This window comes from Blautia sp. HCP3S3_C12, assembly GCF_052064155.1.
Taxonomy (GTDB): domain Bacteria; phylum Bacillota; class Clostridia; order Lachnospirales; family Lachnospiraceae; genus Blautia_A.
Genome location: NZ_JBQHWC010000012.1, coordinates 49,547 through 76,037, shown reverse-complemented (window position 1 = coordinate 76,037; position 26,491 = coordinate 49,547). Strand labels below are relative to the sequence as shown.

Annotated in this window: 19 protein-coding genes, 1 other RNA gene, 1 pseudogene and 2 other annotated features (1 of these 23 only partly in view); all 21 genes and pseudogenes read right to left on the bottom strand. The window is 43.3% G+C overall.

Annotation, left to right across the window (positions count from 1 at the left end):
- Positions 1-15: 15 nt before the first annotated feature.
- A complete protein-coding gene (locus tag ACTNDS_RS10670) occupies positions 16-771 on the bottom strand; it encodes a ribonuclease HII (RefSeq protein WP_441035618.1) in 756 nt (251 codons plus the stop codon).
- A complete protein-coding gene (ylqF, locus tag ACTNDS_RS10665; RefSeq protein WP_019161852.1) occupies positions 755-1,612 on the bottom strand; it encodes a ribosome biogenesis GTPase YlqF in 858 nt (285 codons plus the stop codon). Before ylqF ends, ACTNDS_RS10670 begins: the two co-directional genes overlap by 17 nt.
- Before the next feature lie 7 nt (positions 1,613-1,619).
- Positions 1,620-2,222 (bottom strand): signal peptidase I, encoded by a 603-nt coding sequence (lepB, locus tag ACTNDS_RS10660; protein ID WP_441035616.1) that lies wholly within the window; start codon positions 2,220-2,222, stop codon positions 1,620-1,622.
- Between the two features lie 132 nt (positions 2,223-2,354).
- Positions 2,355-2,702: a 50S ribosomal protein L19 gene (gene rplS / locus ACTNDS_RS10655; RefSeq protein ID WP_019161854.1), complete on the bottom strand. Its 348-nt coding sequence runs from the start codon at positions 2,700-2,702 to the stop codon at positions 2,355-2,357.
- Positions 2,703-3,036: 334 nt separating this feature from the next.
- A complete protein-coding gene (locus ACTNDS_RS10650) occupies positions 3,037-3,912 on the bottom strand; it encodes a methionyl aminopeptidase (RefSeq protein ID WP_019161855.1) in 876 nt (291 codons plus the stop codon).
- A gap of 22 nt (positions 3,913-3,934) precedes the next feature.
- Positions 3,935-4,927 (bottom strand): OmpA family protein, encoded by a 993-nt coding sequence (locus ACTNDS_RS10645; RefSeq protein WP_441035614.1) that lies wholly within the window; start codon positions 4,925-4,927, stop codon positions 3,935-3,937.
- Between the two features lie 15 nt (positions 4,928-4,942).
- On the bottom strand, positions 4,943-6,595 hold the full coding sequence (locus ACTNDS_RS10640; RefSeq protein WP_441035613.1) for a MotA/TolQ/ExbB proton channel family protein: 1,653 nt from the start codon (positions 6,593-6,595) through the stop codon (positions 4,943-4,945).
- 208 nt (positions 6,596-6,803) lie between these two features.
- Positions 6,804-7,412, bottom strand: coding sequence for a histidine phosphatase family protein (locus ACTNDS_RS10635; protein ID WP_433844494.1), 609 nt, complete (start codon positions 7,410-7,412; stop codon positions 6,804-6,806).
- A complete protein-coding gene (gene pheT / locus ACTNDS_RS10630; RefSeq protein ID WP_441035611.1) occupies positions 7,412-9,829 on the bottom strand; it encodes a phenylalanine--tRNA ligase subunit beta in 2,418 nt (805 codons plus the stop codon). Before pheT ends, ACTNDS_RS10635 begins: the two co-directional genes overlap by 1 nt.
- A 99-nt stretch (positions 9,830-9,928) precedes the next feature.
- Positions 9,929-10,948: a phenylalanine--tRNA ligase subunit alpha gene (gene pheS, locus ACTNDS_RS10625; protein ID WP_441035663.1), complete on the bottom strand. Its 1,020-nt coding sequence runs from the start codon at positions 10,946-10,948 to the stop codon at positions 9,929-9,931.
- 91 nt (positions 10,949-11,039) lie between these two features.
- Positions 11,040-11,292, bottom strand: a binding site (T-box leader).
- 42 nt (positions 11,293-11,334) lie between these two features.
- The gene (locus ACTNDS_RS10620) at positions 11,335-12,276 is read right to left on the bottom strand and encodes a YihY/virulence factor BrkB family protein (protein ID WP_303242461.1); all 942 of its coding nucleotides are present in this window, start codon (positions 12,274-12,276) and stop codon (positions 11,335-11,337) included.
- Between the two features lie 66 nt (positions 12,277-12,342).
- Positions 12,343-13,404 carry an aldose epimerase family protein gene (locus ACTNDS_RS10615; protein ID WP_441035607.1) on the bottom strand — a complete coding sequence of 354 codons (1,062 nt, stop codon included), beginning with the start codon at positions 13,402-13,404 and terminating at the stop codon, positions 12,343-12,345.
- Between the two features lie 97 nt (positions 13,405-13,501).
- Positions 13,502-13,683: non-coding RNA, 6S RNA (gene ssrS, locus ACTNDS_RS10610), on the bottom strand.
- 55 nt (positions 13,684-13,738) lie between these two features.
- On the bottom strand, positions 13,739-15,229 hold the full coding sequence (gene thrC / locus ACTNDS_RS10605) for a threonine synthase (protein WP_173742410.1): 1,491 nt from the start codon (positions 15,227-15,229) through the stop codon (positions 13,739-13,741).
- Positions 15,230-15,411: 182 nt separating this feature from the next.
- Positions 15,412-16,320, bottom strand: coding sequence for a cell wall hydrolase (locus ACTNDS_RS10600; protein WP_441035604.1), 909 nt, complete (start codon positions 16,318-16,320; stop codon positions 15,412-15,414).
- A gap of 303 nt (positions 16,321-16,623) precedes the next feature.
- Positions 16,624-19,074 (bottom strand): methyltransferase domain-containing protein, encoded by a 2,451-nt coding sequence (locus ACTNDS_RS10595; RefSeq protein WP_441035603.1) that lies wholly within the window; start codon positions 19,072-19,074, stop codon positions 16,624-16,626.
- A 177-nt stretch (positions 19,075-19,251) separates the two neighbouring features.
- The gene (locus ACTNDS_RS10590) at positions 19,252-20,415 is read right to left on the bottom strand and encodes an RNA-guided endonuclease InsQ/TnpB family protein (protein WP_441035601.1); all 1,164 of its coding nucleotides are present in this window, start codon (positions 20,413-20,415) and stop codon (positions 19,252-19,254) included.
- Positions 20,378-21,022, bottom strand: a complete 645-nt coding sequence (locus ACTNDS_RS10585) for an IS607 family transposase (protein WP_161278743.1) — start codon at positions 21,020-21,022, stop codon at positions 20,378-20,380. Before ACTNDS_RS10585 ends, ACTNDS_RS10590 begins: the two co-directional genes overlap by 38 nt.
- A gap of 234 nt (positions 21,023-21,256) precedes the next feature.
- Positions 21,257-21,982: a pyruvate formate-lyase-activating protein gene (gene pflA, locus ACTNDS_RS10580; protein ID WP_173742413.1), complete on the bottom strand. Its 726-nt coding sequence runs from the start codon at positions 21,980-21,982 to the stop codon at positions 21,257-21,259.
- Between the two features lie 5 nt (positions 21,983-21,987).
- Positions 21,988-24,247 (bottom strand): annotated as a pseudogene (gene pflB, locus ACTNDS_RS10575) (formate C-acetyltransferase).
- Between the two features lie 262 nt (positions 24,248-24,509).
- On the bottom strand, positions 24,510-26,165 hold the full coding sequence (locus tag ACTNDS_RS10570) for a 2-isopropylmalate synthase (RefSeq protein ID WP_303242467.1): 1,656 nt from the start codon (positions 26,163-26,165) through the stop codon (positions 24,510-24,512).
- Positions 26,166-26,255: 90 nt separating this feature from the next.
- Positions 26,256-26,491: a binding site (T-box leader), on the bottom strand; it runs 23 nt beyond the window's last position.

The window sequence follows — 26,491 nt, the reverse complement described above, 5'->3', positions numbered from 1 at the left end:
TTGTATCAGGCAATATTATACAAAATGAGTAATAAAGGTTCTTCTGTGGATGGGACAGGGACCATATTTTTTCAGAGCCTCAATGTGTATCTGCGCCCCATAGCCTTTGTTGGATGCAAATCCATACTCCGGAAAAGTTTTATCATATTCTTCCATCATCCGGTCCCTGGTCACCTTGGCCACAATGCTGGCCGCAGCGATAGACACACTTTTTGCATCCCCTTTAATAATCGGCACCTGGGGAATCTGAATCTCCGGAATCGTAACGGCATCATTCAGCAACAGCTGAGGCATTACCGAAAGCTTTCCCACAGCTTCCCGCATAGCTTCATAGGTTGCCTGAAGGATGTTGATCTGGTCAATCCTTTCCGGATCAGCCATTCCAAGGCCTACTGCAACAGCCTCCCTCATGATCACCTCATACAGCTCCTCTCTTTTGGCTGCTGTAAGTTTTTTGGAATCATTCAGATAGAGAATCTGACTATCTGTGGGCAGGATCACCGCAGCAGCCACCACCGGACCTGCCAGAGGTCCTCTGCCCACTTCATCAATCCCGCAAAGCCAGCCCAGATGCTCATATTTATGCTCATAATACTTCATGGCTTCTGTCCGCTGTTTCTCAGCTTCCAAGGCTGCCTCTTTTTTATGGCACTGCTCTATCAGTTTTTTTACGCCGCTTCTGGAATCCTCTTCATACCTTTGGTATAAAGATGGATATTCGCTGATATCTGCCGCAGCAAACTCAAACTTTATTTCACTGATCGTTTTCATTTTTCACCCACTCCAAGGTAATCCGTCCCAGCTTACCGGAACGGAAATCGTCAAACAGAAGAAGTGCTGCTTTTGCATAATCCAGTTCTTCCTGCTTTTTCAGGCATCCTCTGGCTTTTGCAATCTGCTCCAGGACTTCCACAGAAGTTCCCTGCTCTGTGATCTGATATCTTTCTGTGAGAGTTCCCTGATAGTTTTCTCTCAGATGATCGATCAGCCAAAGGGAAAGTTCCTCCATATTCAAAATATCATCCTTGATAGAACCCACACAGGCAAGGCGCATTCCCACCTGCTGGTCTTCAAATTTTGGCCAAAGAATTCCCGGAGTATCCAGAAGCTCCACCCCCTTATTCAGGCGGATCCACTGTTTTCCTTTGGTAACTCCTGGTTTGTTTCCCGTTTTTGCACAGGCTTTTCCTGCAAAAGTATTAATAAAGGTAGATTTGCCTACATTTGGAATTCCTACCACCATGGCACGGATCGGACGGTTTTTAATCCCGCGTCTCCGGTCTCTCTCTGTTTTCTCTTTACACGCCTCCAGGATCACGTTCTGAATTGCCTTCATGCCGGAACCCTTTCTGGAGTCTATCTTTACCACAAAAAAGCCTTTGCTCTGAAAATAAGCCTTCCAGGCCTCATTCTGCCTTTCATCTGCCAGATCCGCTTTATTCAGCAAAATCAGTCGGGCTTTGTTTTTTCCAAGTTCATCAATATCCGGGTTTCTGCTGGAAAGAGGCACACGGGCATCAACCAGCTCAATGATCAGATCGATCAGCTTGATATCTTCCTGCATCTGCCTTTTAGCTTTGGTCATATGACCAGGATACCACTGTACGTTCATAACTTACCTAACCTTTCAAAAATCCAATTTTACTTCTGGGAGAAATGGTAAACCATAACTTTCCCACAATATATTTTTTCTTTACATTTCCGATATCAGCATACCGGCTGTCTTCACTGTTATTCCTGTTGTCACCCAGCACAAAATATTCACCGCTTTCCAGCGAAACCGCACTGGAAGCAAGTCCCCCATTGCTGATCTCAGGAAAATCACCGTCATTTTCATAGACAGCACCATTGATCAGGATTTTTCCTCCTGAAATATGTACTGTCTCGCCGGGAAGCCCGATCACACGGCTGATATGAAGAGCTGCATCGTCACTTCCATTGGTTTTAAAAACAATAATATCACCTCTTTGGGGAGAAGATATTTTATAAATCCCTTTATTAACTAAAAAACGTTCTCCTACAGACAGAGTTGGTTCCATGGCACTTTCCTGCATGGTCACAGACTGAAACATCATGATTCCCACTACAATGGCAAAAAACAAAGTTACCAGAATCTCAAATATCCATGTAACAATCCTGCGGGTTTTGGCATTTTCCAGCCTGACCTCCAGCTTATCCTCTGCCTTATCCTTAAATCTGGATTCTTTTTTCCAATTCTTCATATTTATTGAAATCTCCTGACCGTTCCCTTGCATTCACAACGATGCCACTCTCAGAGGGGCATATATGTTCAGCATCGAAAAAGAGGGACAATACACAAGTTATTGTCCCTTCTTTCAAATTAATTCATGAAATTATTTAACAAGCTCTTTAACCTTAGCAGCTTTACCTACACGGTCTCTTAAGTAGTTCAGTTTCGCACGACGTACTTTACCACGACGGATAACTTCTACTTTAACAACATGTGGGGAATGCAGTGGCCATGTTTTTTCAACGCCTACACCGTTAGAATTCTTTCTTACAGTGAAAGTAGCTCTGTTGCTTCCGCCCTGTTTCTTAAGAACTGTTCCTTCAAAAATCTGAACACGCTCACGGTTACCCTCTTTGATCAGCGCGTGTACTCTTACAGTATCACCAGTTTTGAATTCCGGTACTTCAGCCTTCAGCTGAGCAGCTTCAATGTTTTTGATAATTTCGTTCATTTTATTTTCTCCTATTCTTATATGGATGTTCTTAATACAATTTTTGTAACAGAGGACCATCTTTTTTCACAACATTTGTGATTATACTATAGGGCAATGCAGTTTGCAAGCCTTTTTTGCAATTTTTTGATAACCAGGGCCAAAAATTCAAAAAGTCGTTCGTGCTTGCACGATAAGACTTTTGAATTTGGGGCCCGCCAAACATGAGAAAGTAGCGATTTACGCAGTAAATCAGCGGATTTCGAATGTTTGAGAATTGCGGGAGCTGCTTCGCAGCGGAGCAATTCGTGGATATCAAGTTAGGGGCAAAATATTTTTTGCCCCTAACTTCCTTTTACCAGCAGATCACTTCGCAACCGGTTTCTGTGACCAGAACAGTAACCTCCCACTGTGCGGAGGGAAGTCCATCCTCTGTACGCACCGTCCATTCATCCAGCTCATCTGTCCAGATCTCATCGCTTCCCATATTAACCATAGGTTCGATTGTAAACATCATACCCGGCACCATGAGAACGCCGGTATTTTCTTCTGATACATAGCTTACCCATGGATCCTCATGGAACTCCACACCTACTCCATGGCCACCAATCTCCCGTACCACAGAAAAACCATTTTCTACTGCATGCTTATGTACTGCGCTGCCCATATTTCCGATAGGAGTCCATGGCTTTACCATGGAGATACCGATCTCCACGCATTCCTTTGTCACCTTTACCAGCTTTTCCTTTTCAGGGCTTACCTTGCCAATGCAGAACATTCTGGAGGAATCAGAATAATATCCGTTATAGATTGTGGACACATCCACATTGATAATATCCCCCTCTTTAAGGATCTCCTCCTCATTGGGAATTCCGTGGCACACTACATCATCAACAGAGGTACACACGCTTTTGGGGAAGCCTTCGTAATCAAGGGGTGCCGGGATTCCTCCATGGCGGACAGTCTCCTCATGAACCCATCTGTTAATCTCCGCCGTAGAAATTCCGGGACGGATATGCTCCTCAACATAATCAAGTACAGCAATGTTGATCTTACAGCTCTCTTTAATCTTTTCAATCTGCTCAGGGGTTTTGATCAGGCTGTGGTCGATCACTGCATACCCCTCCCGCTTCATTGCCTCCATTTTCTCATCAAACGCCTCATGGCATTTCTTGTATTTTTTCCCGCTTCCGCACCAGCACGGATCATTTCTGCCGATTTTTACAGACATATATTTTAACGCTCCTTAGTTTCTATTCATCCGCGGATTTCTTGTCTTTAGATGTTTCTTCTTTTGTTGTATTGCCCTCATCTGTTGTATTACTTTCATCTGAAGACATGATCTGATTCAGTTCATCGATCATCTCTTCATCTTTTAAGCGGAATTTTACCTCCACTCGTCTGGACGCATCCTTATTTACATTTCCCTGGGCATCCAGAACGGGATTTGCACTGGAATGTCCGTTTACAGTCAGATAGGTCTGAAGATCTGAAATCTGATTCTCATTCAGGAAATTCTCACGGATCTCAGTAAGGTACTCTGCCACTGCCAGGGAACGTCTCTGGGACAGCTCCAGGTTATAGGTATAGTCACCGTCTGTATCTGTATAGCCGTCAATAATAATCTCTGCCAGATATTTCTTGTACTCATCCTGCAAAAGAACTTTACAGTAAATGGGAAGAATATTGGAAAGCTCTGCCTTACCTTCGTCTGTCAGCTCTGCCTGGTCATAGTCAAACAGTACGCTGGCATTTAAAGTCAGAGCTCCTGTCTGGGAATCAATATTTACACTAACATTGTTTTTTTCAAATTCTTTCTGTAAAGCTTCGATAACGTCTGCTTTTACACCAATAATATTATCAATCTTCTGCTGCTGTTCGGACAGAAGGGTGGTCTTTTCATCCAGGGCGCTTTTTTGTTTCTTCAAAGTAGCCTGCTGCTTTTTCAGCTTGGCCGCAAGCTCTTCCAGCTGCTTTTTCTGTTTATCCAGCTGTTCATCCTGAGAACTTAGCTTGCTGTCTTTTTCATCCAGCTCATTCTGCTGAGCAAGGATTTCCGCAGTATACTGCTCCTGTAGGGCAATTTTGTCATCTCTTTCCTTGATGCTCTCATTATAGCTTTTCTGTGCCTGAAAAAGAGTGACGCACATAATCAGGACGAAAAGGAGCAATACACCGGCCATCATATCAGAATAGGAACGCCAGACATTAAATCCGCCTTCCTCTGATTTCTTTTTTTTGCGCATAGTCTTCTCCTTTTCTTATCTGAATAAACCGAATTTCCCTTTCTGAGGAGTTTTGGAAAGTTCCCCCAGGTTTCTGTTGATTTCTTCCAGGAGAGCTTCCTGTTTTTCTCCCTGCTCCTTCATAAGAGCATATAACCGATCCACAGACTGCCTGTCAGCCATTCTGGAAGCGTTCAGGTTCTGCTGTCCTCCTGTAAGAGAAATATTACCATTTTCCTTTGTAACTGAAATATCAGTCAGAAGTCTGCGCACCTCTTCCATGGTCTGTAAAGTCTTATCCTGGCAGGACGCAAAATCTGCCAGTCTTTTTTTCAGCTCTTCCATTACCTGCCGGTTTGCATTGAGCACATCTGTACCTGTCTGACTGGCAGCAGAAACCTTTTCCATTCCCTGGGAAGCTGTCTCCACATATCTCTGCATGGTCTGGTTGCAGGCTACCCAGAATTTAGCAGAGGTTTTCTCAGCCTCTTTGAGATATTCTGCCACTCTCTGATAATCCTGCTGCTGCATTTTCTGAATCTCCTGGTTCTCCTGGGCAATCCTGGAGGCAGTAGAAATATAACGTCCCTGGGCATTTCCAAGCTCATTGACCATGTCTTTCATAGTCTCACTCTGTTTCTCATAGGAAGAATTCAGCTGATCGCTCATAGTATGATACAGACTGGTGGTATAGTCTGTATTTTCCTTCTGAGCTTTCTTTAATTGTGCCAGAGCATCGTTAAAATCCTTAAACTGCAGCTTAAAGGAGCCGTTCATCTCCCGCAGGAAGGAACGGAGGATTTCCTGCATCACATCCTGCTGGCAGCTGGTTACAGATTCTGTCAGCACATCCAGGGATTCATTCATCTTCTGGAAAGTAGGATTAATGGCCTTTTCAAAGCTCTGTGCCATTTCTGCAGAAAGCTGCTCTGCCATCTGTTTCATAGCCTTTACCTGAAGCTTCTGACTGGCAACCATAAGATTTCTGGATTCATTCTCAGCTGTAGGCAGGACATAAATATGGAATTTCTCCAGAAATGCCTGAAGCTTCTCATTCATATCAGAGAAAACACTCTTCATCCCTGAGGTATAAATAATAGCAAAAGCAATTCCATAGATAGAGGTCAGGAAGGCAACCTTAATACCTGCCACCAGTGAAGACACAGAATTGGTCATTGTCTCGTAGCTGGAGGGTTCAAAGTTCTTAAGTCCCCATACCAGACCGATAAAGGTTCCCAGAATACCCAAACTTGTAAAAATATCCGGGATCATTTCCAGAATACGCTTATGTACATGAAGATCAATATCATCCTCATTGATATAGTCCTCAATCTCACCGATCCCTTCTTTTGCCTGATTCATTCCATCCACAAAGTCATCCAGTCTTCCGTCCAGATATTTGTGATCAAAAATTCCTTTCAGGTAGACAAGGCTTTCATTTTTTACCTTGCCGGGCGTTTTGAAAATGCCTGTCAGTTCCTCTTCTCCTCTGTGAAGGGCCTGTCCGATCCCTTCAACCCTGAACATTCCGCCCAACATTCCGGCCAGATAAAGCACTGTCATGATTGCCAGAAACGCAAAGTTATAGATCATGGTACTGACAGAACCCTTACCTGTAAAAACTGTCATTGCAATGCATCCTGCCAGCACCGCCAAAAATGCCAGCAGATTTAAAATCTTTTTACTCATGGTACACCTCCTGTAATCCTCAGTATTTTTTACCAGTAACTGTTCCGCATATACACAGTTACATTTATCATACACAACCGGCATGAAAAATCTGTAATCATCATATCACAACATCATATCAAGAACAAGTAAGACTGCGCAAAAAAGTCCTGGACAGCACCTGCCCAGAACTTCTTTTTCACCCAAAATCCCTCTGTAAATTTTCTGTTTATGCGTATACCTTATCTTCTTCCAGAAGGCAGGCTTTGCCGTCCTTTACTTCCACAAGATTAATACTGCAATTGGGCGGTACACAGCCATGCCAGAAATGTGCCTCATCCTGATAAACATTCTGAAGCAGGGCTCTCACAGCACAGCCATGGGAGGAAACCAGAATGGTTTTGTCCTGTAACGCCGGATCTGTTGTTTTTTCCATCCAGAAATCCCGGGTACGCTTCAGGATATCAGCAATATTCTCACCGTTTTCCGGCCTCTCAAAAGCCAGCGGCTTATTAAAAAAAATATCCATATCCGGACTGATAATATTTCCTCCGGCATCCTTAAACTGTGTTCCCTCCAGAATACCAAAATCAATCTCCTGAATTCTCTTATCAGGAATTACAGGGATTTTTCTGTCTCCCAGCACATAATGTGCGGTTTCTCTGGCTCTGGTCAGAGGACTGGTAAAACAGACATCAAAGGGAACATCCTTCAATGCCTCCCCGGTACGTTTTGCCAGTTCAATTCCTTCCGGTGCCAGGGGAATATCTACATCCCCCTGCACCTTCTTTAATTTGTTCCACCGGGTAATTCCGTGTCTTAATACATAAATCAGCATTAGCTTCTCAGCTCGATTCCAAGATCTGTCAGTCCATTCAGGATTTTCTTCATTGCTGCTGTGATCTCGCTCTCCTCCAGAGTTTTGTCATGATGACGGAATACCAGAGAATATGCCATGGATTTATATCCTTCTTTGATCTGATTACCTTCATAAATATCGAAGAGCTGGAAGCTTTCCAGGATCTTACCGCCTCTCTGTGTCAGTACATGCTCGATCTGGCCTGCCAGTACAGCCTTCGGAACAACCATACTTAAGTCACGGGTTACAGCAGGATATTTGGCAATTCCTGTATATTTGTGATTAAAGCTTGCAAATTCCAGAACTGTAAGGATGTCGATCACTGCCACATAGGCCTTGTCGCCGATTCCATAAGCATCTGCAACCAGCGGATGAACCTCTCCCAGATAACCTACAACCTTACCACCATAAATCATATTTGCCTGTCTGCCCGGATGGAGATAGGATTTTTTGCTGTCAGGATCATAATCCACTCTTTCACGCATACCTACCTTTTCAAAGAATTCCTCGCAGACACCCTTCATGTCAAAGAAGTCACCGTTTCCATACATTCCCAGGGTAAAATGCATTCTTTCCTCCGGAAGCTCAGTAAGAGGCAATGCCTTTGGACGATATACATTTCCCAGTTCATAGAGACGTACATCTTTATTTCTTCTGTTATAGTTTGTTGCCAGAGAACTAAGCATACCATTTAAGGTAGTTGTTCTCATAACACTATAGTCCTCACCCAGTGGATTGCTGATCACAATTCCCCTGCGGAGTTCACTGTCAGCCGGAAGTCTTAATTTATCAAATACCTTTGGGCTTTCAAAGGAATAAGTCATGCCTTCAGAAAAACCACAGTATTCTGCGATATCTCTTGCAACAGCTTCAATACGAAGCTTAAATGGCAGTTTACCTGTTGTAGCTTCTCCATTTGGCAATGTGGTAGGAATTTTGTCATATCCGAAGAATCTGGCAATCTCTTCCGCTACGTCAGCTACATAGTGAATATCCTGACGGAAGGTAGGTGCTACGATCTCATTGGTCTTCTCATCATAGGTAAGCTCAACCTTTGCCAGGAATCCAAGCATTTCTTCCGGAGTAAGGCTGGTTCCCAGAAGTACATTGATCTTCTCCGGTTTAAAAGGTACTCTGGACGGCTCGCTGACTTTATTGCAGACATCCACCATTCCGCCGACAACCTCTCCTGCACCCAGTTCCTCCATGAGCTGGCAGGCTCTGTCAATGGCAGCCTGTGCATTGTTTGGATCCAGACCCTTCTCAAATTTACCGGAAGCATCTGTACGGAGGCCAATCCTCTTGGAAGAAAGACGGATATTAGTGCCGTCAAAGCAAGCAGCCTCAAAGAGAACTGTTTTCACCTGATCTGTGATCATAGAATTCTCTCCGCCCATGATTCCGGCAATTCCTACAGGCTTTTTGCCGTCACAGATCATTAACACCTGATCATCCATGGTACGTTCCTGACCATCCAGGGTAACAAATTTTTCATCTTTTTCTGCACAGCGTACAACGATCTCTCTGCCTTCAATAGTATCCAGATCATAGGCATGCATTGGCTGGCCAAATTCTTCCATAACATAATTGGTGATATCAACCAGATTATTGATAGGGCGGATTCCGTTGGAAGCCAGACATCTCTGCATCCATTTTGGGGACGGTCCGATCTTTACATTTTTTACAACTCTTGCACAGTAACGTGGGCAAAGCTCCGGATTCTTCACTGTAACCTTTACATAATCAGATGCCTTTTCTTCATTGCCCTTACAATCTACAACAGGAGGACAGAATTTTTTATCAAAGGTAGCCGCTGCCTCTCTGGCAATTCCAAGAACTCCATAGCAGTCCACACGGTTAGATGTGATCTCATATTCAAAGACAACATCATCCAGTCCAAGTGCCTTTACCGCACTTTCTCCTACTACTGCATCCTCCGGGAAAATATAAATTCCGTACTCCGGTGCATCCGGGTACATCTCTCTGGTACTTCCCAGTTCTTCAATAGAACACATCATACCATAAGAATCCACACCGCGGAGCTTGCCCTTTTTGATCTGGACTCCTCCCGGAGTTTTCTTGCCGTCATGTCCGCCTGCTACCCGTCCGCCGTCCAGAACAACGGGAACCTTATCTCCTTCTTTTACATTGGGTGCACCGGTTACGATCTGAACTGTCTCTGTTCCTACATCTACCTGGCAGATGATCAGCTTATCTGCATCCGGATGTTTTTCAATTTTTTTAATCTGTCCAATGACGATTTTGTCCAGGTCTGCATCCAGCTTCTCAAAGCCCTCTACCTTTGTACCTGTCAGGGTCATGGCATCTGTATATTCCTGTGCTGTCACATCAAGATCCGGCACATACATTTTAATCCAAGATAATGAAGTATTCATTTTTCCTAATCCTCTTTCCTATATAATAATAGCCGTTCGCTTCGCTCATACTTAAGGAGTTTCCACGACGCTTGTCGTGGAAGCCGTTCGCTTCGCTCACTAAAACTGTTTTATGAAGCGAATGTCGTTTTCGTAGAGCAGGCGCATGTCGTCGATTTCGTATTTAAGAAGAGCAATTCGCTCCAGGCCTACACCGAAGGCAAAGCCTGTATATTCCTCAGGATCAATTTCGCACATGCTTAATACATTTGGATGTACCATACCACAGCCGAGGATTTCAATCCATCCGGAGCCTTTACAGAAACGGCAGCCTTTACCGCCACACTTGAAGCAGGATACGTCTACCTCAGCACTTGGCTCAGTGAATGGGAAATGATGGGGCCTGAATTTGGTTTTTGTCTCAGGTCCGAAGAGCTCCTGGGCAAATTCCTGAAGAGTTCCCTTCAGATCCGCAAATGTAATATTCTTATCAATAACCAAACCTTCGATCTGATGGAAGGACGGAGAATGTGTAGCATCTACTTCATCAGAACGGAACACACGTCCCGGTGCGATCATACGGATAGGAAGCTTGCCTTTTTCCATAGTACGTGCCTGTACCGGGGAGGTCTGGGAACGAAGCAGGATGGAATCTGTGATAAAGAAAGTATCCTGTTCGTCACGTGCCGGATGGTTTTCCGGAATGTTAAGCTTTGTAAAGTTATAATCAGCATATTCAACTTCCGGACCTTCAACAACCTCATAGCCCATACCTACGAAAATACGCTCAACCTCTTCCAGTGCGATGGTATTGGGATGACGATGTCCGATTTTCGCTTTCTTTGCAGGAAGTGTTACGTCAATAACTTCCTGTTTCATTTTTTCCTCACGGACAGCTTCCTCCAGCTTTGCCTTTGACTCATCCAGGAGAGCTTCTATCTTTGTTCTGGTCTCATTTACCAGCTGTCCAACTTTTGGGCGTTCCTCCGGAGCAACATCCTTCATGCTTTTTAAAATAGCAGTCAATTCTCCTTTTTTGCCAAGGTATGCAACACGTACCTCGTTTAACTTATCCAGGCCCTCGGATTCATCAATCCGTTTTTTGGCAGCTTCAGCCAGTTCCTGAAGTTTTTCTTTCATATCCATGATTCTTTTCTCCTTTATAAAAATATTCGTAATTTCCTGATTAAGGGTCGCAGATCCGTAAATACAAAAAAGCCCCATCCCTCATATGAGGGACGGAGCATATCCGCGGTACCACCCTGTTTCCTGTTTTACACAGGCTCTCGGTCTGCTTAACGCGCAGCAACGTCATTCCCTACTAAACAATCATATCTGATCACATCATCAATCCTAACAGAACATTCAGGAATGCAGCTCCGGTGGGAAATTCAGGAAATATCTGAACCTGTGGAAGCTTTCAGCCGATGACCTCCACTCTCTGATGGAAAATAAATCCCTAAAAACACCTTCTGTGCCTTTTCATTTATTAACAGTATTTACTATGCCACAGTCCGAAAAATATGTCAAGAGTCATTTTCTACTTTCTCAGTTGATGCTTTCTCATCTGCCGCCTCTTTTGCCTGCTGTCTCCGCTCTCTCTCATGATCGATCATTCCTTTAACAGACCGATGGGCCTTACGGAAATCCTTTTCAAAATATGCATTGATCTCTGCTCCGTACAAAAACAGGTTCATGCAGAAATACAACCAGATCATTACCATGATAATCGTGGTCAGATTTCCGTACATATTGGAAAATCCCGGAAAAATTTCAAAATAAAGGGAAAATCCATAGGAAAATATAGACCAGGCCACCGCAATGATCAGAGCTCCGGGAACCTGACTTTTCAGAGTTGCCTTCCGGTTCGGAAGCACCTTATAAAGCAAAAGAAATACCAGAAAAAGCACTGCAAAAACCAGCTCTGTCCTGGCACCTAATATCCTGCCCAGAACCTTTCCCACAAAAGGAACATACATGGCCGCAAGCTCCTGGATCCGGTTACCAAGCACAAGCATAAGCAGACAGATGATCAGTGCCACCACCAGTGAAAAGGTATAAAAAACCGCATAAATCCTGGTAATCAGCCAGTTACGGGTTTCCTTTACATGATAAATGGTGTTCAGTCCATTGATCAGGGACTGCATACCTTTTCCCGCAGACCACAGTGCTACAAGGGCAGAAATAGGTACAATGGCCGTACTTCTCTTATAAACATCCACTACGATTCCAAGAACAAAGCTCTGGATATTCTCAGGAACAAATGCAACAATGGCATCACGCACCATATTATAAGTAATCGGTGTATATCTGACCAGTGTTGTCAGAAAAAGGATACAGGGAATAAAGGAAAGAATCAAAAAATAGGCAGCCTGTGTGGCATATGCTCCTACGTGATCCCCTGACACACGATCCATAAATCCAAGCAGAAGTGAAACCACTGATTTCTTCTCTTTCTCCTTCTTCATATATATCTCCATTCTATTTATATTCAGGGAGATCCTTCTTGCCGTTTACCGGCAAATCACTTCTTATTATTCTTTTATGTAAAACCTGTAAGAAGTTTCAGAGTTGTAATGCTCTCCGGCTGCAAGAACAGGAGAATGGAAATCCTCTACATTTACAGCATTTGGCTCTACCTGTGTTTCCAGACAGAAGGCATCTCTCTGATTGTAAACATGTCCGTTTTTACCCTTTTCGTTCTCTACAAAATTAGCTGCATAGAACTGCACACAAGGACAGTCAGAAGTTACATCCATAGCAATTCCGGTTTCCTTGCTGTATGCAGTGGCAATGAGTCTGCGATTGCCCTTGGAATAATTGTCGGTTACATAATTATGGTCATATCCGCCGGTAAATTTCAGCTGTTCAAAATCTGCATTAATCCTCTCTCCCATCTGTCTGGAAGTTCGGAAATCCATAGGAGTACCTTCCACCGGTGCGTATTCTCCCGTAGGAATGGAATGGCTGTCAGCTACAGGTGTATAGTAATTTGCATGAATGGTCAGATACTGATCCATGGCTGAACCGCTTCCCTCTCCACTGAGATTAAAATAAGAATGGTTGGTCATATTTCCTACTGTAGGTTCATCACATACGCCCTGATAATGGATTTTCAATTCATTTTCTTCTGTAAATTCATACTTTACAGAAACATCAAATTCTCCTGGAAAACCATTTTCTCCGTCAGGGCTGATACGGTTAAATACAATGCTGTTTTTATCCTGGGAAATCTCAGTCACTTTCCACAGCTTCTTCTCAAACCCATCCGGACCGCTGTGAAGATTATTGTCATTTTCATTCTGTGCAAGTCTTACCTCTCTGTCTCCAAGCATAAATCTTGCACCGGCAATACGGTTGCCACTTCTGCCGATCACTGCTCCGAAAAAGCATCCGTTCACCTCATAAGATTCCAGATCATCATATCCCAGAACTACATCTGTCAGTTTTCCTTCTCTGTCCGGCACGCACAGCTTCACCAAAAGAGCCCCAAACTCTGTTACTTCCACAAATGCTCCGGATCCATTCTCCAGATGATAGATCTTAACTGTTTCTCCTGTGGGCAATACACCAAATTTTCTCTCGTTTACACTCATTGCCTGTAACCTCCCATTATACTATATAATCACGAAAAGCCTTTTCATTTGCTTTTTTACTGAAAAAAAGAGCCCGGTCACGGCTCTGTCTTTTCTTGAAACTCCCGAAATGTCGTTCCCTTCCCATTGACGCCTAGCCGTAGCTAGGTGGGTATCCTCAATAACATTTCTGTCTTCCGCTGCATAATGACGGCCTGACATCCATGGTACAATGTTGGATTCCCGTTAAAGTCGATGTAGGTTCAAAAAAAGAAGGGGCCTCGAACATTTCAGGATATTTAGATGGTTTTATTATACTCTAGTATATAGTTTTTTTCAACATAAAATGCACAAATTATAAGATTCCAAGAATTTCCTTTACAGCCTTTGGCATATCAGGAGCATCCACCACTTTGTCATGAAGAACAGGAGCTGTACGGATGGTCTCAACTGCCTGGGGAACCTTCACACCGGACAGGATACAAAGTTCATCAGCCAGGGCAAAATCATCCTTGCCCTCTGTATCAACTCCAAGAGCATCCATAACACTTCTGGTAAATTTATAAGGGCTGGCTGTGGAAGCGATCACTGCCGGAAGCTTATCTCCTGTTTCCTTTACATATTTGTCATATACACCGGCAGCAACTGCAGTATGGGTATCAATCACATAATGACTGTTTTTAAAAACTCCGGCGATGGTTGCAGCTGTTTCCTCTTCTGTGCAGAAATTTCCGTAGAAATCTCCCAGCTGGGATTTCATTTCCTCTGTGATCGTGTACTCTCCGCCTGCAGATAATGCCTGCATCAGCTCAGCACATTTCTTTGCGTCTGCACCTGCAATACGGTAAATAAGACGCTCCAGATTGCTGGAGATCAGGATATCCATGGAAGGAGAGGTTGTCAGGATAAAGTCACGTTTTCTGTCATAGGTACCTGTACGGAAGAAATCATACAGTACTTTATTGTCATTGGATGCACAGATCAGCTTATGTACAGGAAGACCCATCTGCTTTGCATAATATGCAGCAAGGATATTTCCAAAGTTTCCTGTAGGAACTGTGATATTGATCTCCTGTCCATCCTTGATCTTTCCCTGGCGGACCAGGGATGCATATGCATATACATAATATACGATCTGCGGAACCAGACGTCCGATATTGATAGAGTTTGCCGAAGAGAACTGATAACCTGCCTGATCAAGCTCTGCTTCCAGCTTCTGGTCATTAAACATTTTCTTTACAGCAGTCTGAGCATCATCAAAATTGCCGGTAATTCCCACTACGTAGGTATTATTTCCCTTCTGGGTAACCATTTGCTTCTCCTGAATAGGGCTTACACCGTTCTTCGGATAAAAGACAATGATCTTTGTGCCCGGTACATCTGCAAAGCCTGCCATGGCAGCCTTTCCTGTATCCCCTGATGTTGCAGTGAGGATCACGATCTCATTTTTTACATTATTTTTCTTTGCTGCTGTAGTCATAAGATGTGGAAGAATTGATAAAGCCATATCCTTGAATGCAATGGTAGCTCCATGATACAGCTCCAGGAAATATACTCCGTCTGCCTCATGAAGTGGTGCAATTGTCTTTGTATCAAATTTATCGTCATAGGCTCTGCTGATGCAGTTTTTCAATTCCTCTTCTGTGAAATCTGTGAGGAAACGCTTCATTACCTCATATGCGGTCTCCTGATAACTCATCTGTGCCAGCTTATCCATAGGGACATCCAGCTTCGGAATCTCTGTAGGCACAAATAAACCGCCATCCTCAGAAAGTCCCTTTAAAATAGCCATGGAAGCTGTTACAGCCTCTTCTTTTCCTCGTGTGCTTTTGTATAATACCTGCATTGTATATCCTGCCTTTCCAAAGTTTTTCGTTTGTCAATTGAACCCATTATAGCATATGCTTTAACAAAATACCATCCTAAATTATATCTCATTTATATGCCATCCATTTCTGTACAGATAGTAATTTTTCACAGAAAAAAAGAAAGACAGCTCTCTCAACGGAAAGTCTGTCTTTTATATCATCAGTTTGTTTTTGCCATCTGGACAATATTGGAAGCTCCCGCCTGATCAACAAGCTTGGACTTGTCCCCTTCATCCGGATATGTATAAAATTCATGTACGCCATATTTGAAAAGCTTTTTCAGATCCTTTTCAAACCAGGTAACATTGTGGGATTCTGCCTCGGATTTCTGAATAAAGAAAAGTGCACCTTCAGAATAATCCTTACCCTCCAGTGCCTCACGCACTGCTTCTCTGGTATCATCCGTAACCTCAACCTCATTGATCCTGCCATCATAGGTAGGAGAAAACTGCGGAACACCATTTGTGGATTCCCACACTACTTCTGTAACATTATCAGGAAATTCTTCATTCTGCACACGATTCATGATCACATTTGCCACAAGCACCCGTCCCTTGATGTCCTCAGTTCCCGCTTCTGCCTCCACAATACGGAGCAGTGTATCGTAATCCTCATCGGACATAATTGCGGATTTCTGAGCAGAACTGATATATTTCTCATTAAGAGCATTGATCTTGCTCTCCATAGAAGCACTCACATCAAACTCTGCCACACTGTCATCAATTTTCTTTACACGCTGTCCTACCATAACCTGCTCACAGGAAGTACCAATCCGCTCTACAGACTTCTGTCTGGTAACTGTACTGTTTACCCCGGACATTACGCCTGCGATCCCTGTAGGAAGTATGTCTGATCCCGATTCAACTGACTGGGAGGAAAAAGTCTCATTTTCATTCCCGGAAGCTGCATATACCTGTTTCTTACTGTTATCTCCAATTCTTCCGCCGGCGGCCAGAACAACTGCAGCGCAGGTACACGCCGTAACCAGTATAAAGCTTTTAGCAGGATCTCCGGATTTTCTTCTTGTCACTGATCGTCCGGGCTGACCTTGTCTTTTTTGAACTTTCATACCTTTTCATTCCTCTTTTTTCTTAATTCCAAAGCGCAACATATGGTTGTAACATTTTTGTAATTTATAAGAAAATTATATTTAATAAAGGCATTTTTGTCAAGCTTTTTTTACATTTCTGTAATATTTGTGGCCTTTACACAAATGATTATAGCGCCCCTACATCTGTACAGTCAATCTTAATTGCCCTTGATTTTTCGCGTTTTTTCAAGATTTTCCATACTTTGTTCGAAAAAAAAGGAATCCTTTTTACAGAATTCCTTATAAAATATTCGAAATATTTTCGTAACTTTTTCCGGCAGTTTAACTGCGTTTTTCCCCGCACACCAGAAACATAGGAGTAGGATTATAAAATTCATCTTTCTTCTGATAAATCCTGCTGCTGATTCCAAGATCAATGGAGAATTTTTCCATTTCAAGCCTTCCCAGAGTCTCCAGATCCCAGGCCGGCCGGATATAAGAGCTGATAGGCAGCTGACGCTTGATTTCCTCACATTCCTGCATCATGGCATCTCCCACTGCATGATGGGCATGATTGGCAGGAAGTCCCGAGGTATCCGTAAAATTATCAGCGCCATAATTGGCATCTGCATTGAGAAGGATTCCACCCGGTCTCAATACCCGGATCCATTCCCTGTATGCACCTGCTGCATCCGGTAAAGTCCATGTGAGATTTCTGGAAATAACCACATCAAAACTACCACTTTTAAAGTCCAGTTTCTCCCCATCCATAATCTTAAAGGTACAGGAAACCTTTTCCTCCTCAGCCAGCTCCCGGGAATGGCGGATCATATCAGGAGTCAGATCTATTCCTGTGACCTCATGTCCCAGTTTAGACAGAAGAATGGTAAAAAATCCGGCACCGCATCCCACATCCAGGATTCTGAGTTTCCCTTCCGGCAGATACTTAAGGATCTCTCTCATCCATTTATCTGCCATATCGCTGTGAAGCTCAGCCCTTCTCTGTTCCTTAAAGCTGTCACTGCGTTTGGTCCAGTAAGCCGTAATTTTCTCCTTGCGGCTGTCCTCTTCCCTGCTAAAGGATCCATAAGTGATCATAGGCCCATCCTTGATCACCTGAAGGCTTCCGATCTGATAAAGGATCACGCCGTTCAGATCGGAATAGCTTTTCTCCAGGATCTTTCCTTCATAATCTTTGGTACAGCCCAGATATTCCCCGGTTTTCACCAGATCTCCCGGCTTTTTGGCAGGATACCACAGACCGGACACAGTTGCAGACTGATACCGTACATTTTCAATTTCCATAGGATAATAGGTACTGTAGCTTCTCAGTCCCTGATAGACTCCCAGGAAACAAAGAATATTCTGCACATCCTTTCCTGTAGATTTCACTTCCTCTGCAGTCCAGCCGCCCATCTGTCCCCGTTCGATCAGAACACTGGGAATCCCACAGGAAGCCGCATAATTATAAGCTCCTCCTGCGCCCACATTAGATTTGACCATATAAGGAACATCTGCCTGCTGTGCCATTTTCTGAGATATTTCCCTTACCTGCTGCACAGACTTTCCTGCATAATAAATATAAGGGGTCAGCTCTTCAAAGGAATCTCCGCTGTGCAGATCTATGTAATAATCCGCCACACTCTGCAGCTTTTCTACAACTGCATAAGCCAGACGGTCCATACGGGTCCCTTCCGGATTTCCCGGAAAAACACGGTTAAGATTTTTGTCATCCTCCGGACAGATACTGCCGCTTCGTTCTTCAAATTCCTTTCTGCAGACAGTTTTTACAAGGATCACCCTTCCATTCATTTTCTCTGGCTTCAGCTGATCCGCAAGCTCTATTGCTGCCTGGATTCCCACATACTCTCCGGCATGGACAGAGGCAGTGATCAGAACTGTTTTTCCGGGATTACTGCCGCAGATCACTGTATAGGGAAGGGCAAACTCTCCGCCTGCCAGCCTCAGAAAACCGCTCTTCTTTGTTCCAGGTTCTGTCCAAAGAGGGTCCTTTGCTTTCTCCAAATCTTCCTGTTGTTTTTCTGCGCAGATCATAAACATAGGAGTTGAATGATAATTCAGCTTCTCTTCCTGGCTCCATACTCTCTCCCAGATATTCAGATCTATGGAAACGGATTCAAATCCCATTTCTTTTAAAATATTTCTGTCCCAGACAGGCCGTTCAATGGCAGACAGAGGCATTTGCAGGGCAATTTTCTCCATTCTGTCAATATCCGTACAGAGATAATGATCGTCCAGATTTTCATTCTCTACAAGCTTTCTGTCCTCTTCATAGGACCGACGCTTCTCCTCGTCATAGAGATAGCCATACCAGTTTGCATCAAAATTCAGAAGCTTTCCACCGGGTTTTAATACCCGGTGCCACTCCCTGTATGCACCTTTTGGATCCTTCAAATTCCAGGTAAGATTTCTGGAAATAACCACATCAAAGGTATTATCTTCAAACTCCAGACTCTGAGCATCCATTTTATGAAAAACAATCTTTTCGCAGAGCTTACCTGCATTCTTTTTTGCAGTGTCCAGCATTTCCTGTGTATAGTCTACAGCTGTAACCTTGTATCCCGCCTCTGCAAGAATTACGGGAAAGAATCCCGGACCTGTACCGATATCCAGGATTTTCAGCTCTTCTTTCTTTTTCTCAGGAAACTGTCTTTTCAGGGTTTTCAGCCACGCTTCCTTCTGTATTCCATTTAATTCTTTATGATTCACCTCAGAGTATCCCTCTGCACGGGTACTCCAGTAGCTTTCAATTTCTGACAGCAGCTTATCCAATTTCTGTATCCGTTACTGAAAACTTATAAAAAGTTATAAACTTCTATGTTTCATTCCTACTTCAACGAGTATGCTTTTGATGATATAAATATCTATCTACTCACAAGTTCTTGTACTCTCCATAGGCGTAAATTCCGGACTAACGTATCCGTACATATTTGCATTAACGTTTCCGTGTCAGCCTGCAAATTTTTCTCCATAAGTCTTGAGATTTATAGATGCCTGGAAATCTCTGTCAATCATATTCCCACACGCACATCTATAAACTCTGTCAGATAACTTCAGATCTTTTTTGATGTTTCCACAACAGCTGCAAAGCTTTGATGATGGATAAAACCGATCAGCCACAATAAGCTGAATCCCTTTATCGCTGCACTTATATTCAAGCTGTTTTCTAAACCAAAAAAATCCCTGTTCCTGGACTGCTTTGGATAAATGTCTGTTTTTCATCATTCCGCTGACATTCAGATCTTCAATACATATAAATCTTGGTTTTCGATTTATGATCTCAGATATGGTCTGATTCAAATAGTTTTTACGGATATTTGTTAATCTGTGATCTCGTTTTAATAAAAGTTTTTCCTTTTTGATTACATTATTTGTTTTACAGTAACTTTCTCCTTTTTTATTTTTCTCGTAAGAACGAGAGATACTACGCTGTAATCTGCGTTTCTGTTTTTCTAATTTCTTTATTTTCTGACTCTTATTGATGTTCTTATACTTAGTCCCATCAGAGCAGACAGCCAGTTCTTTGATTCCCAAGTCTATACCGACTCCGTCATCATTAAGTATTTCCCTACAGTCAGGAAATTCTACACATACACTGATCCACCAGTTCAATCCGTCAAAGGATATTCGCGGATTCATATATTTAGCATTTGTCGGAATTCGTCCATGTTCTGCAAGTCTTACCCAATTCATTGTTTGTTTGTTGGTTTTCCTGCTGGAGGAAAATCCTTCAAATTTAACGTGTGTATTACTGAAGCGTATCTTAACGTTGTCCTGATAGAACTTTGGCATTGATCTCTTTTTTGACTTGAATCTCGGGAATTTCTGCAAACCCTTAAAAAAGTTCTTATACGCAGTACAGGCATCTTTGATCGCCTGTTTGGTTACATTATTTGAAATACTCAATAACCATGCATATCCATCAGAATGTCTAAGCTTTGTAAATTCTTTTCTGAGTTCTGCATCTGAAAGGAATTTTCCGCCTTTTTCATAGTTTTCTATTTCCCTTGCCAAAGCCCAGTTATAGGCAAACCTTGAAGCACCGGCGTACTGAAACAACTTAGTTTTCTGCACGTTATTTGGTATCAACATTACTTTTATGGCTTTTACCATCTGCTTCCTCCTGTATCAATTCCCGGATAAGTTTCTTAGCTTTGTTTGCTCGTTTTCCTTGTAATTTGCAACTGAATACAGTGATTATCTGAACCAGATCTTCAACAAGTTCCTGCTGTTCGGACTTTTCGGTATTATCAATAATCTCAATCTCACAATTATAAAGTGAAGCGATATATTCTATCAACTCAAAACCAAATCGCAGTAACCGATCTTTATACAAAACAACAACCTTTTCAACCTGATTTTGAGATATTCGCCTGATCAATTCCTGGAGCCCTTTTTTCTTATAATTAATTCCGGAACCGATATCACTTATTATCTCAAACGGCTGTCCTTTTGCCAGAAGATATGTTTTAACATTATCAATCTGTCGTTCCAGATCATCTTTTTGTTTATGACTAGAAACACGACAATATCCAATTGTAATGCGGTTTTTAGGCTTTACATTTATTACCTGGTTGAGTTGCTCATCAGAATAATATCTATAGCCACTTACTGTAGTATGATGCGGATGAAGTTTTCCATTGGCATCCCAATTTCGTAATGTCTGGGCAGATACGCCTATAATTTTTGAAAATTCATGTATAGAATAATATTTACTCAAAGCATCAACTCCTTTCAATGATATTCTACTCTAATATCTTATAAAACTCAACATGTGCTTATATAATTTTATAATTTATATTTAACTGCTAATAACCTCCGTTTGTAATGATGTCAGGCTGATATGTGTCAAAATTCCCACAACATAATATTCTAACAAATACAATCCTCCTCAACAAGCCCCCCGGGGGGACAAAAAAGGCTGTCCGAAGACAGCCTTTTGCATTATTATGCTTTATATTGCCCCTAAAATTTTGCGGGCATTATCGATTCTTTCCTGTGTGGGCGGTTTTACACCTTCAAGGGGATACGGAATTCCCAGTTTTTCCCACTTAAACGTTCCGAGAGTGTGATAAGGAAGTACCTCCACACGCTCTACATTTTTAAGTGTATGGATAAAATCTGCCAGTCTGTGGAGATATTCATCCTTGTCGCTTCCGCCCGGCACAAGCACATGTCTGATCCATACAGGTTTCCCCATATCAGATAATTCCTGTGCCATGGCAAGGATATTCCGGTTGGTATGTCCTGTAAGCTTTATGTGTTCCTTTTCATCGATCTGCTTGATGTCCAGAAGCACCAGATCTGTATATTTCATCAGCTCCAGCCATTTGGTATGCCAGGGCTCCTTTTCTGTGTAGGGATTGGCACTGGTATCCAGAGTTGTATGGATTCCTGCCTGCTTCGCTTTACGGAAAAGCTCTGTGAGAAAATCCATCTGCAGCAGTGGTTCTCCTCCGCTGACTGTGATCCCGCCTTTGTTTCCCCAATAGCCTTTGTAACGCAGTGCCTTATTCAGCAGTTCATCTGCTGTAGTGACCTGTCCCTCTTTCATATTCCAGGTATCCGGATTATGGCAAAACTGACAGCGCATGGCACAGCCGCTGAGAAAGATCACATACCGTACTCCAGGGCCGTCCACAGAACCAAAACTTTCCAGGGAATGTACATATCCTTCCATAAATTTTACATCCTGTCGTGGCAGGTTCTTGCGATTACGTCAAGCTGCTGTTCTCTGGTCAGGTCAATAAACTTAACTGCATAACCGGAAACACGGATCGTGAAGTTTGCATACTCTTCTTTTTCCGGATGTTCCATAGCATCGATAAGCTTTTCTTTTCCAAATACGTTTACATTGAGGTGATGTGCACCCTGGTCAAAATATCCGTCCAGTACGTGTACAAGATTCTCTGCACGCTCTTCCTCAGTATGTCCCAGTGCATCAGGATTGATAGTCTGAGTATTGGAGATTCCGTCCAGTGCATCCTCATAGTCAAGCTTTGCAACAGAGTTCAGGGATGCCAGAAGGCCATTCTGCTCTGCACCGTAGGATGGGTTTGCGCCAGGTGCCAGAGGCTCTCCTGCTTTTCTTCCATCCGGAAGAGAACCTGTAGCTTTACCATAAACAACGTTAGAAGTAATGGTAAGGATAGAGGTGGTTGGTTTGGAATCACGATAGGTATGAATGTGTTTCAGCTTCTCAAGGAAGGTAGAAAGCAGAGTAGTAGCAATCTCATCTGCTCTGTCATCATCATTACCATAGCGTGGGAAGTCACCCTCTACCTGGAAGTCTGTGGTGATTCCGTCTTCATCACGGATCGCTTTTACCTTTGCATATTTGATAGCAGAAAGGGAATCAACCACATGAGAGAAGCCTGCAATACCGGTTGCAAAGGAACGGTCAACCTTTGTATCGATCAGAGCCATCTCTGCTGCCTCATAATAATATTTATCATGCATGTAATGGATCATATTCAGTGTTCCAACATACAGATGAGCCAGCCAGCCAGTCCATCATCTTATCATATTTTGCAACTACTTCGTCATAGTCAAGGTATTCGGAAGTAATAGGCTGATAGTTTGGTCCAACCTGCTGTTTGGTCTTCTCATCCACACCACCGTTGATCGCATAAAGAAGGCATTTTGCAAGGTTTGCACGAGCACCGAAGAACTGCATTTCTTTACCGGTCTCAGTGGCAGATACACAGCAGCAGATGCTGTAGTCATCTCCCCATACAGGGCGCATAACATCATCATTTTCATACTGGATAGAGCTTGTAAGGACAGAAATATCAGCTGCATATTTCTTGAAGTTCTCAGGCAGTCTTGAGGAATAAAGTACAGTAAGGTTTGGTTCCGGAGCAGGCCCCATATCCTCCAGTGTATGCAGGAAACGGAAGTCATTCTTTGTTACCATAGTACGTCCGTCCTGTCCCATACCTGCTACTTCCAGAGTTGCCCATACAGGGTCACCGGAGAATAACTGGTTGTAAGATGGGATACGTGCAAATTTAACCATACGGAATTTCATTACCATATGGTCTACAAGCTCCTGAGCTTCTTTTTCAGTAAGTGTACCGTTCTCCAGATCTCTCTCAATATAGATATCAAGGAAGGTAGAAATACGTCCAACACTCATTGCTGCACCGTTCTGAGTTTTGATTGCTGCCAGATATCCGAAATACAGCCACTGGAAAGCTTCTCTTGCATCCTTTGCAGGCTGGGAAATATCATAGCCGTAAGCTTCTGCCATAACCTTCATACCCTTCAGTGCACGGATCTGGTCTGCAATTTCTTCACGAAGCTGGAAATCATAGCGTCTCATACCCTGACGGTCGCAGGCTGCAAAATCTTTTTCCTTGCCTTCGATCAGAGCATCGATTCCATACAGAGCCACACGTCTGTAATCGCCTACAATACGTCCACGTCCGTAAGTATCCGGAAGACCTGTCAGGATCTTGTTATGACGTGCAAGCTTCATCTCTGGTGTGTAGATATCAAATACTCCCTGATTGTGAGTCTTGAATTCATAGTTATAGAAAACATCTTTGATCTTGTCACTTACGTGATAGCCATAGGTTTCGCATGCCTGTTCTGCCATTTTAATTCCGCCGTATGGCATAAAAGCACGTTTCAGAGGTTTGTCTGTCTGAAGACCAACAACCTTCTCCAGATCCTTTGTCTCCTCATCAATATATCCAGGTCCGTAAGCAGTCAGAGAAGTAACAACTTCTGTCTCCATATCCAGGACACCGCCCTTTGCACGCTCCTCTTTCTGAAGTGCCTGCAGCTTATCCCAGAGCTTATTGGTAGCTTCTGTAGGCTCTTCAAGGAAGGAAGCATCTCCTTCATATGGAGTATAGTTCATACTGATAAAGTTACGAACATCAATTTTCTCCTTCCAACGATTGCCCTTAAAGCCATTCCACTGTTCAAAGTTTCTCATCATCTTACCTCTTTCTTTTAATATTTCCGCGCAATTCTCACGTCAAGTAAGATAATAAGATTTATTTTGTTTTGTGTTATCCACGCCGATAGTATACGTGACATTCTGATCTTATGTCAATTGATTTGGCCTATGATTTTATTTTTATACAATTTACTGCAAAAAGCAGAAATGACTGTACTTTTATCTGTACAGTCATTCCTGTTTTTTAACTTTTCTATTATTGTGATATCCGCAAATTGCTCCGCAGTGAAGCAACTCCTTAGCGATTGTTGATAGCAGTTACCAGGGCGTCAATGGATGCACGGATGATATCAGGGTCCACTCCTGCTCCCCATGCCAGGGTTCCGTCCGGTTTCTTAATTCCCACATAGGCGATAGCCTTGGAACTGGAACTGCGCTCCAGCGCATGCTCCTGATAGGTTTCCAGAGAATACTCCAGATCATAGGCTTTCTTCAGGGCATTGCTTACTGCGTCCAGACGTCCGTTTCCGCAGGCTTCTGTAACAATGGTCTCACCCTGGAAGGTTGAGGTTACCTGTGTGGTAATTCCTCCATCCTTCTGCTGGAAATGTACCTCATTGATACTGTATGGCTCAACCACATTCTCAAAGGTTGACTTAAACAGACCAAAGATCTCATCAGGATGAAGCTCTTTGTGCTTATGATCAGATACTGCCTTGGTGGCATAGCCCATGGCCTCACGCATTTTCGGAGGAAGGTTCAGGCCATATTTGGTCTCCAGAATATAACCAACACCGCCCTTTCCGGACTGGCTGTTAATACGGATTACATCTGCATCGTAGTTTCTGCCTACATCTGTAGGATCAATCGGCAGATACGGTACATTCCAGTGATCCGGATCTTTGTCATCTCTCCAGTGCATACCTTTGGCAATGGCATCCTGATGGGAACCTGAAAATGCTGCAAATACCAGGGCACCACTGTACGGGCTTCTCTCTGTAACCTTCATGCCGGTGCACTCCTCATATACTTCGCAGATATGAGGCATGTCAGAGAAATCAAGCTTAGGATCCACTCCCTGGGAATACATATTCATGCCAAGTGTTACAATATCCACGTTACCGGTACGCTCACCGTTTCCAAATAAAGTTCCCTCGATCCTGTCTGCGCCTGCCAGCAGTCCCATCTCAGAATCTGCTACGCCACATCCTCTGTCATTGTGCGGATGGAGAGATACGATCACGTTTTCACGATATTTCAGATTATCACACATATATTCCACCTGGCTGGCATATACATGGGGCATGGAATGCTCTACTGTAACAGGCAGGTTGATAATACATTTATTATCTGCTGTAGGCTGCCATACATCCAGAACTGCGTTACATACCTCCAGTGCATATTCCGGCTCTGTTCCGGTAAAGCTCTCCGGGCTGTATTCAAACTGGAAATTGCCTTCTGTTTCATCTGCCAGCTTTTTCAGAAGTGCAGCGCCGTCCACTGCAATCTTTAAAATCTCTTCCTTTGTTTTCTTAAATACCTGTTCTCTCTGGGCAACAGAGGTGGAATTGTACACATGTACGATTGCTTTCGGAGCACCTTTGACTGCCTCGAAGGTTTTACGGATAATATGCTCTCTGGCCTGGGTCAATACCTGGATGGTCACATCCTCAGGAATGAGATTCTGCTCGATCAGAGTACGCAGAAATTCATATTCTGTCTCAGAGGCTGCCGGAAAACCAACCTCGATCTCTTTAAAACCAATTTTCACAAGAAGCTTAAAAAACTCTATTTTCTGTTCCAGGCTCATGGGAATGACCAGTGCCTGGTTACCATCACGCAGATCAACGGAACACCAGATAGGAGCTTTCTCCACATATTCCTTCTCTGCCCATTTCATGGATTTCACCGGGGGCATAAAATACTGTCTCTGATACTTGCTTGCTTTCATCATTTTCTTTATCCTCCACTTTCTTATGTACTTAAAAATAGCTACGCGGTCTGTTTCGCAGGAACTAAAAAAGCCTCCCGCCCTGCATGATCTGCAAGAGACGGAAGACATCAAATTCTTACGCGGTACCACTCTTTATTTATGAACTACGTCATCACTCACCGGATACAGAATCTGAGATCCTTATATCCTCTCCCTTTAACGGTGGACACCGTCTGCGCCTACTCTCCTGTATAAAGATTTCAGGCAGCTGCTCAAAGGCGAGTTCCACAATTTCCATCCGCTGCTTCTCACCGGCCAGCAGCTCTCTGGGCTCAGGTTACTGTGTA

What these genes read in the sequence shown, in the direction of transcription:
- ACTNDS_RS10670 (WP_441035618.1), bottom strand. Translation starts at nt 771, where the DNA reads ATGAAAACGATCAGTGAAATAAAGTTTGAGTTTGCTGCGGCAGATATC.
- ylqF (WP_019161852.1), bottom strand. Translation starts at nt 1,612, where the DNA reads ATGAACGTACAGTGGTATCCTGGTCATATGACCAAAGCTAAAAGGCAG.
- lepB (WP_441035616.1), bottom strand. Translation starts at nt 2,222, where the DNA reads ATGAAGAATTGGAAAAAAGAATCCAGATTTAAGGATAAGGCAGAGGAT.
- rplS (WP_019161854.1), bottom strand. Translation starts at nt 2,702, where the DNA reads ATGAACGAAATTATCAAAAACATTGAAGCTGCTCAGCTGAAGGCTGAA.
- ACTNDS_RS10650 (WP_019161855.1), bottom strand. Translation starts at nt 3,912, where the DNA reads ATGTCTGTAAAAATCGGCAGAAATGATCCGTGCTGGTGCGGAAGCGGG.
- ACTNDS_RS10645 (WP_441035614.1), bottom strand. Translation starts at nt 4,927, where the DNA reads ATGCGCAAAAAAAAGAAATCAGAGGAAGGCGGATTTAATGTCTGGCGT.
- ACTNDS_RS10640 (WP_441035613.1), bottom strand. Translation starts at nt 6,595, where the DNA reads ATGAGTAAAAAGATTTTAAATCTGCTGGCATTTTTGGCGGTGCTGGCA.
- ACTNDS_RS10635 (WP_433844494.1), bottom strand. Translation starts at nt 7,412, where the DNA reads ATGCTGATTTATGTATTAAGACACGGAATTACCCGGTGGAACAAATTA.
- pheT (WP_441035611.1), bottom strand. Translation starts at nt 9,829, where the DNA reads ATGAATACTTCATTATCTTGGATTAAAATGTATGTGCCGGATCTTGAT.
- pheS (WP_441035663.1), bottom strand. Translation starts at nt 10,948, where the DNA reads ATGAAAGAAAAACTTCAGGAACTGGCTGAAGCTGCCAAAAAACGGATT.
- ACTNDS_RS10620 (WP_303242461.1), bottom strand. Translation starts at nt 12,276, where the DNA reads ATGAAGAAGGAGAAAGAGAAGAAATCAGTGGTTTCACTTCTGCTTGGA.
- ACTNDS_RS10615 (WP_441035607.1), bottom strand. Translation starts at nt 13,404, where the DNA reads ATGAGTGTAAACGAGAGAAAATTTGGTGTATTGCCCACAGGAGAAACA.
- thrC (WP_173742410.1), bottom strand. Translation starts at nt 15,229, where the DNA reads ATGCAGGTATTATACAAAAGCACACGAGGAAAAGAAGAGGCTGTAACA.
- ACTNDS_RS10600 (WP_441035604.1), bottom strand. Translation starts at nt 16,320, where the DNA reads ATGAAAGTTCAAAAAAGACAAGGTCAGCCCGGACGATCAGTGACAAGA.
- ACTNDS_RS10590 (WP_441035601.1), bottom strand. Translation starts at nt 20,415, where the DNA reads ATGGTAAAAGCCATAAAAGTAATGTTGATACCAAATAACGTGCAGAAA.
- pflA (WP_173742413.1), bottom strand. Translation starts at nt 21,982, where the DNA reads ATGGAAGGATATGTACATTCCCTGGAAAGTTTTGGTTCTGTGGACGGC.
- ACTNDS_RS10570 (WP_303242467.1), bottom strand. Translation starts at nt 26,165, where the DNA reads ATGATGAAAGCAAGCAAGTATCAGAGACAGTATTTTATGCCCCCGGTG.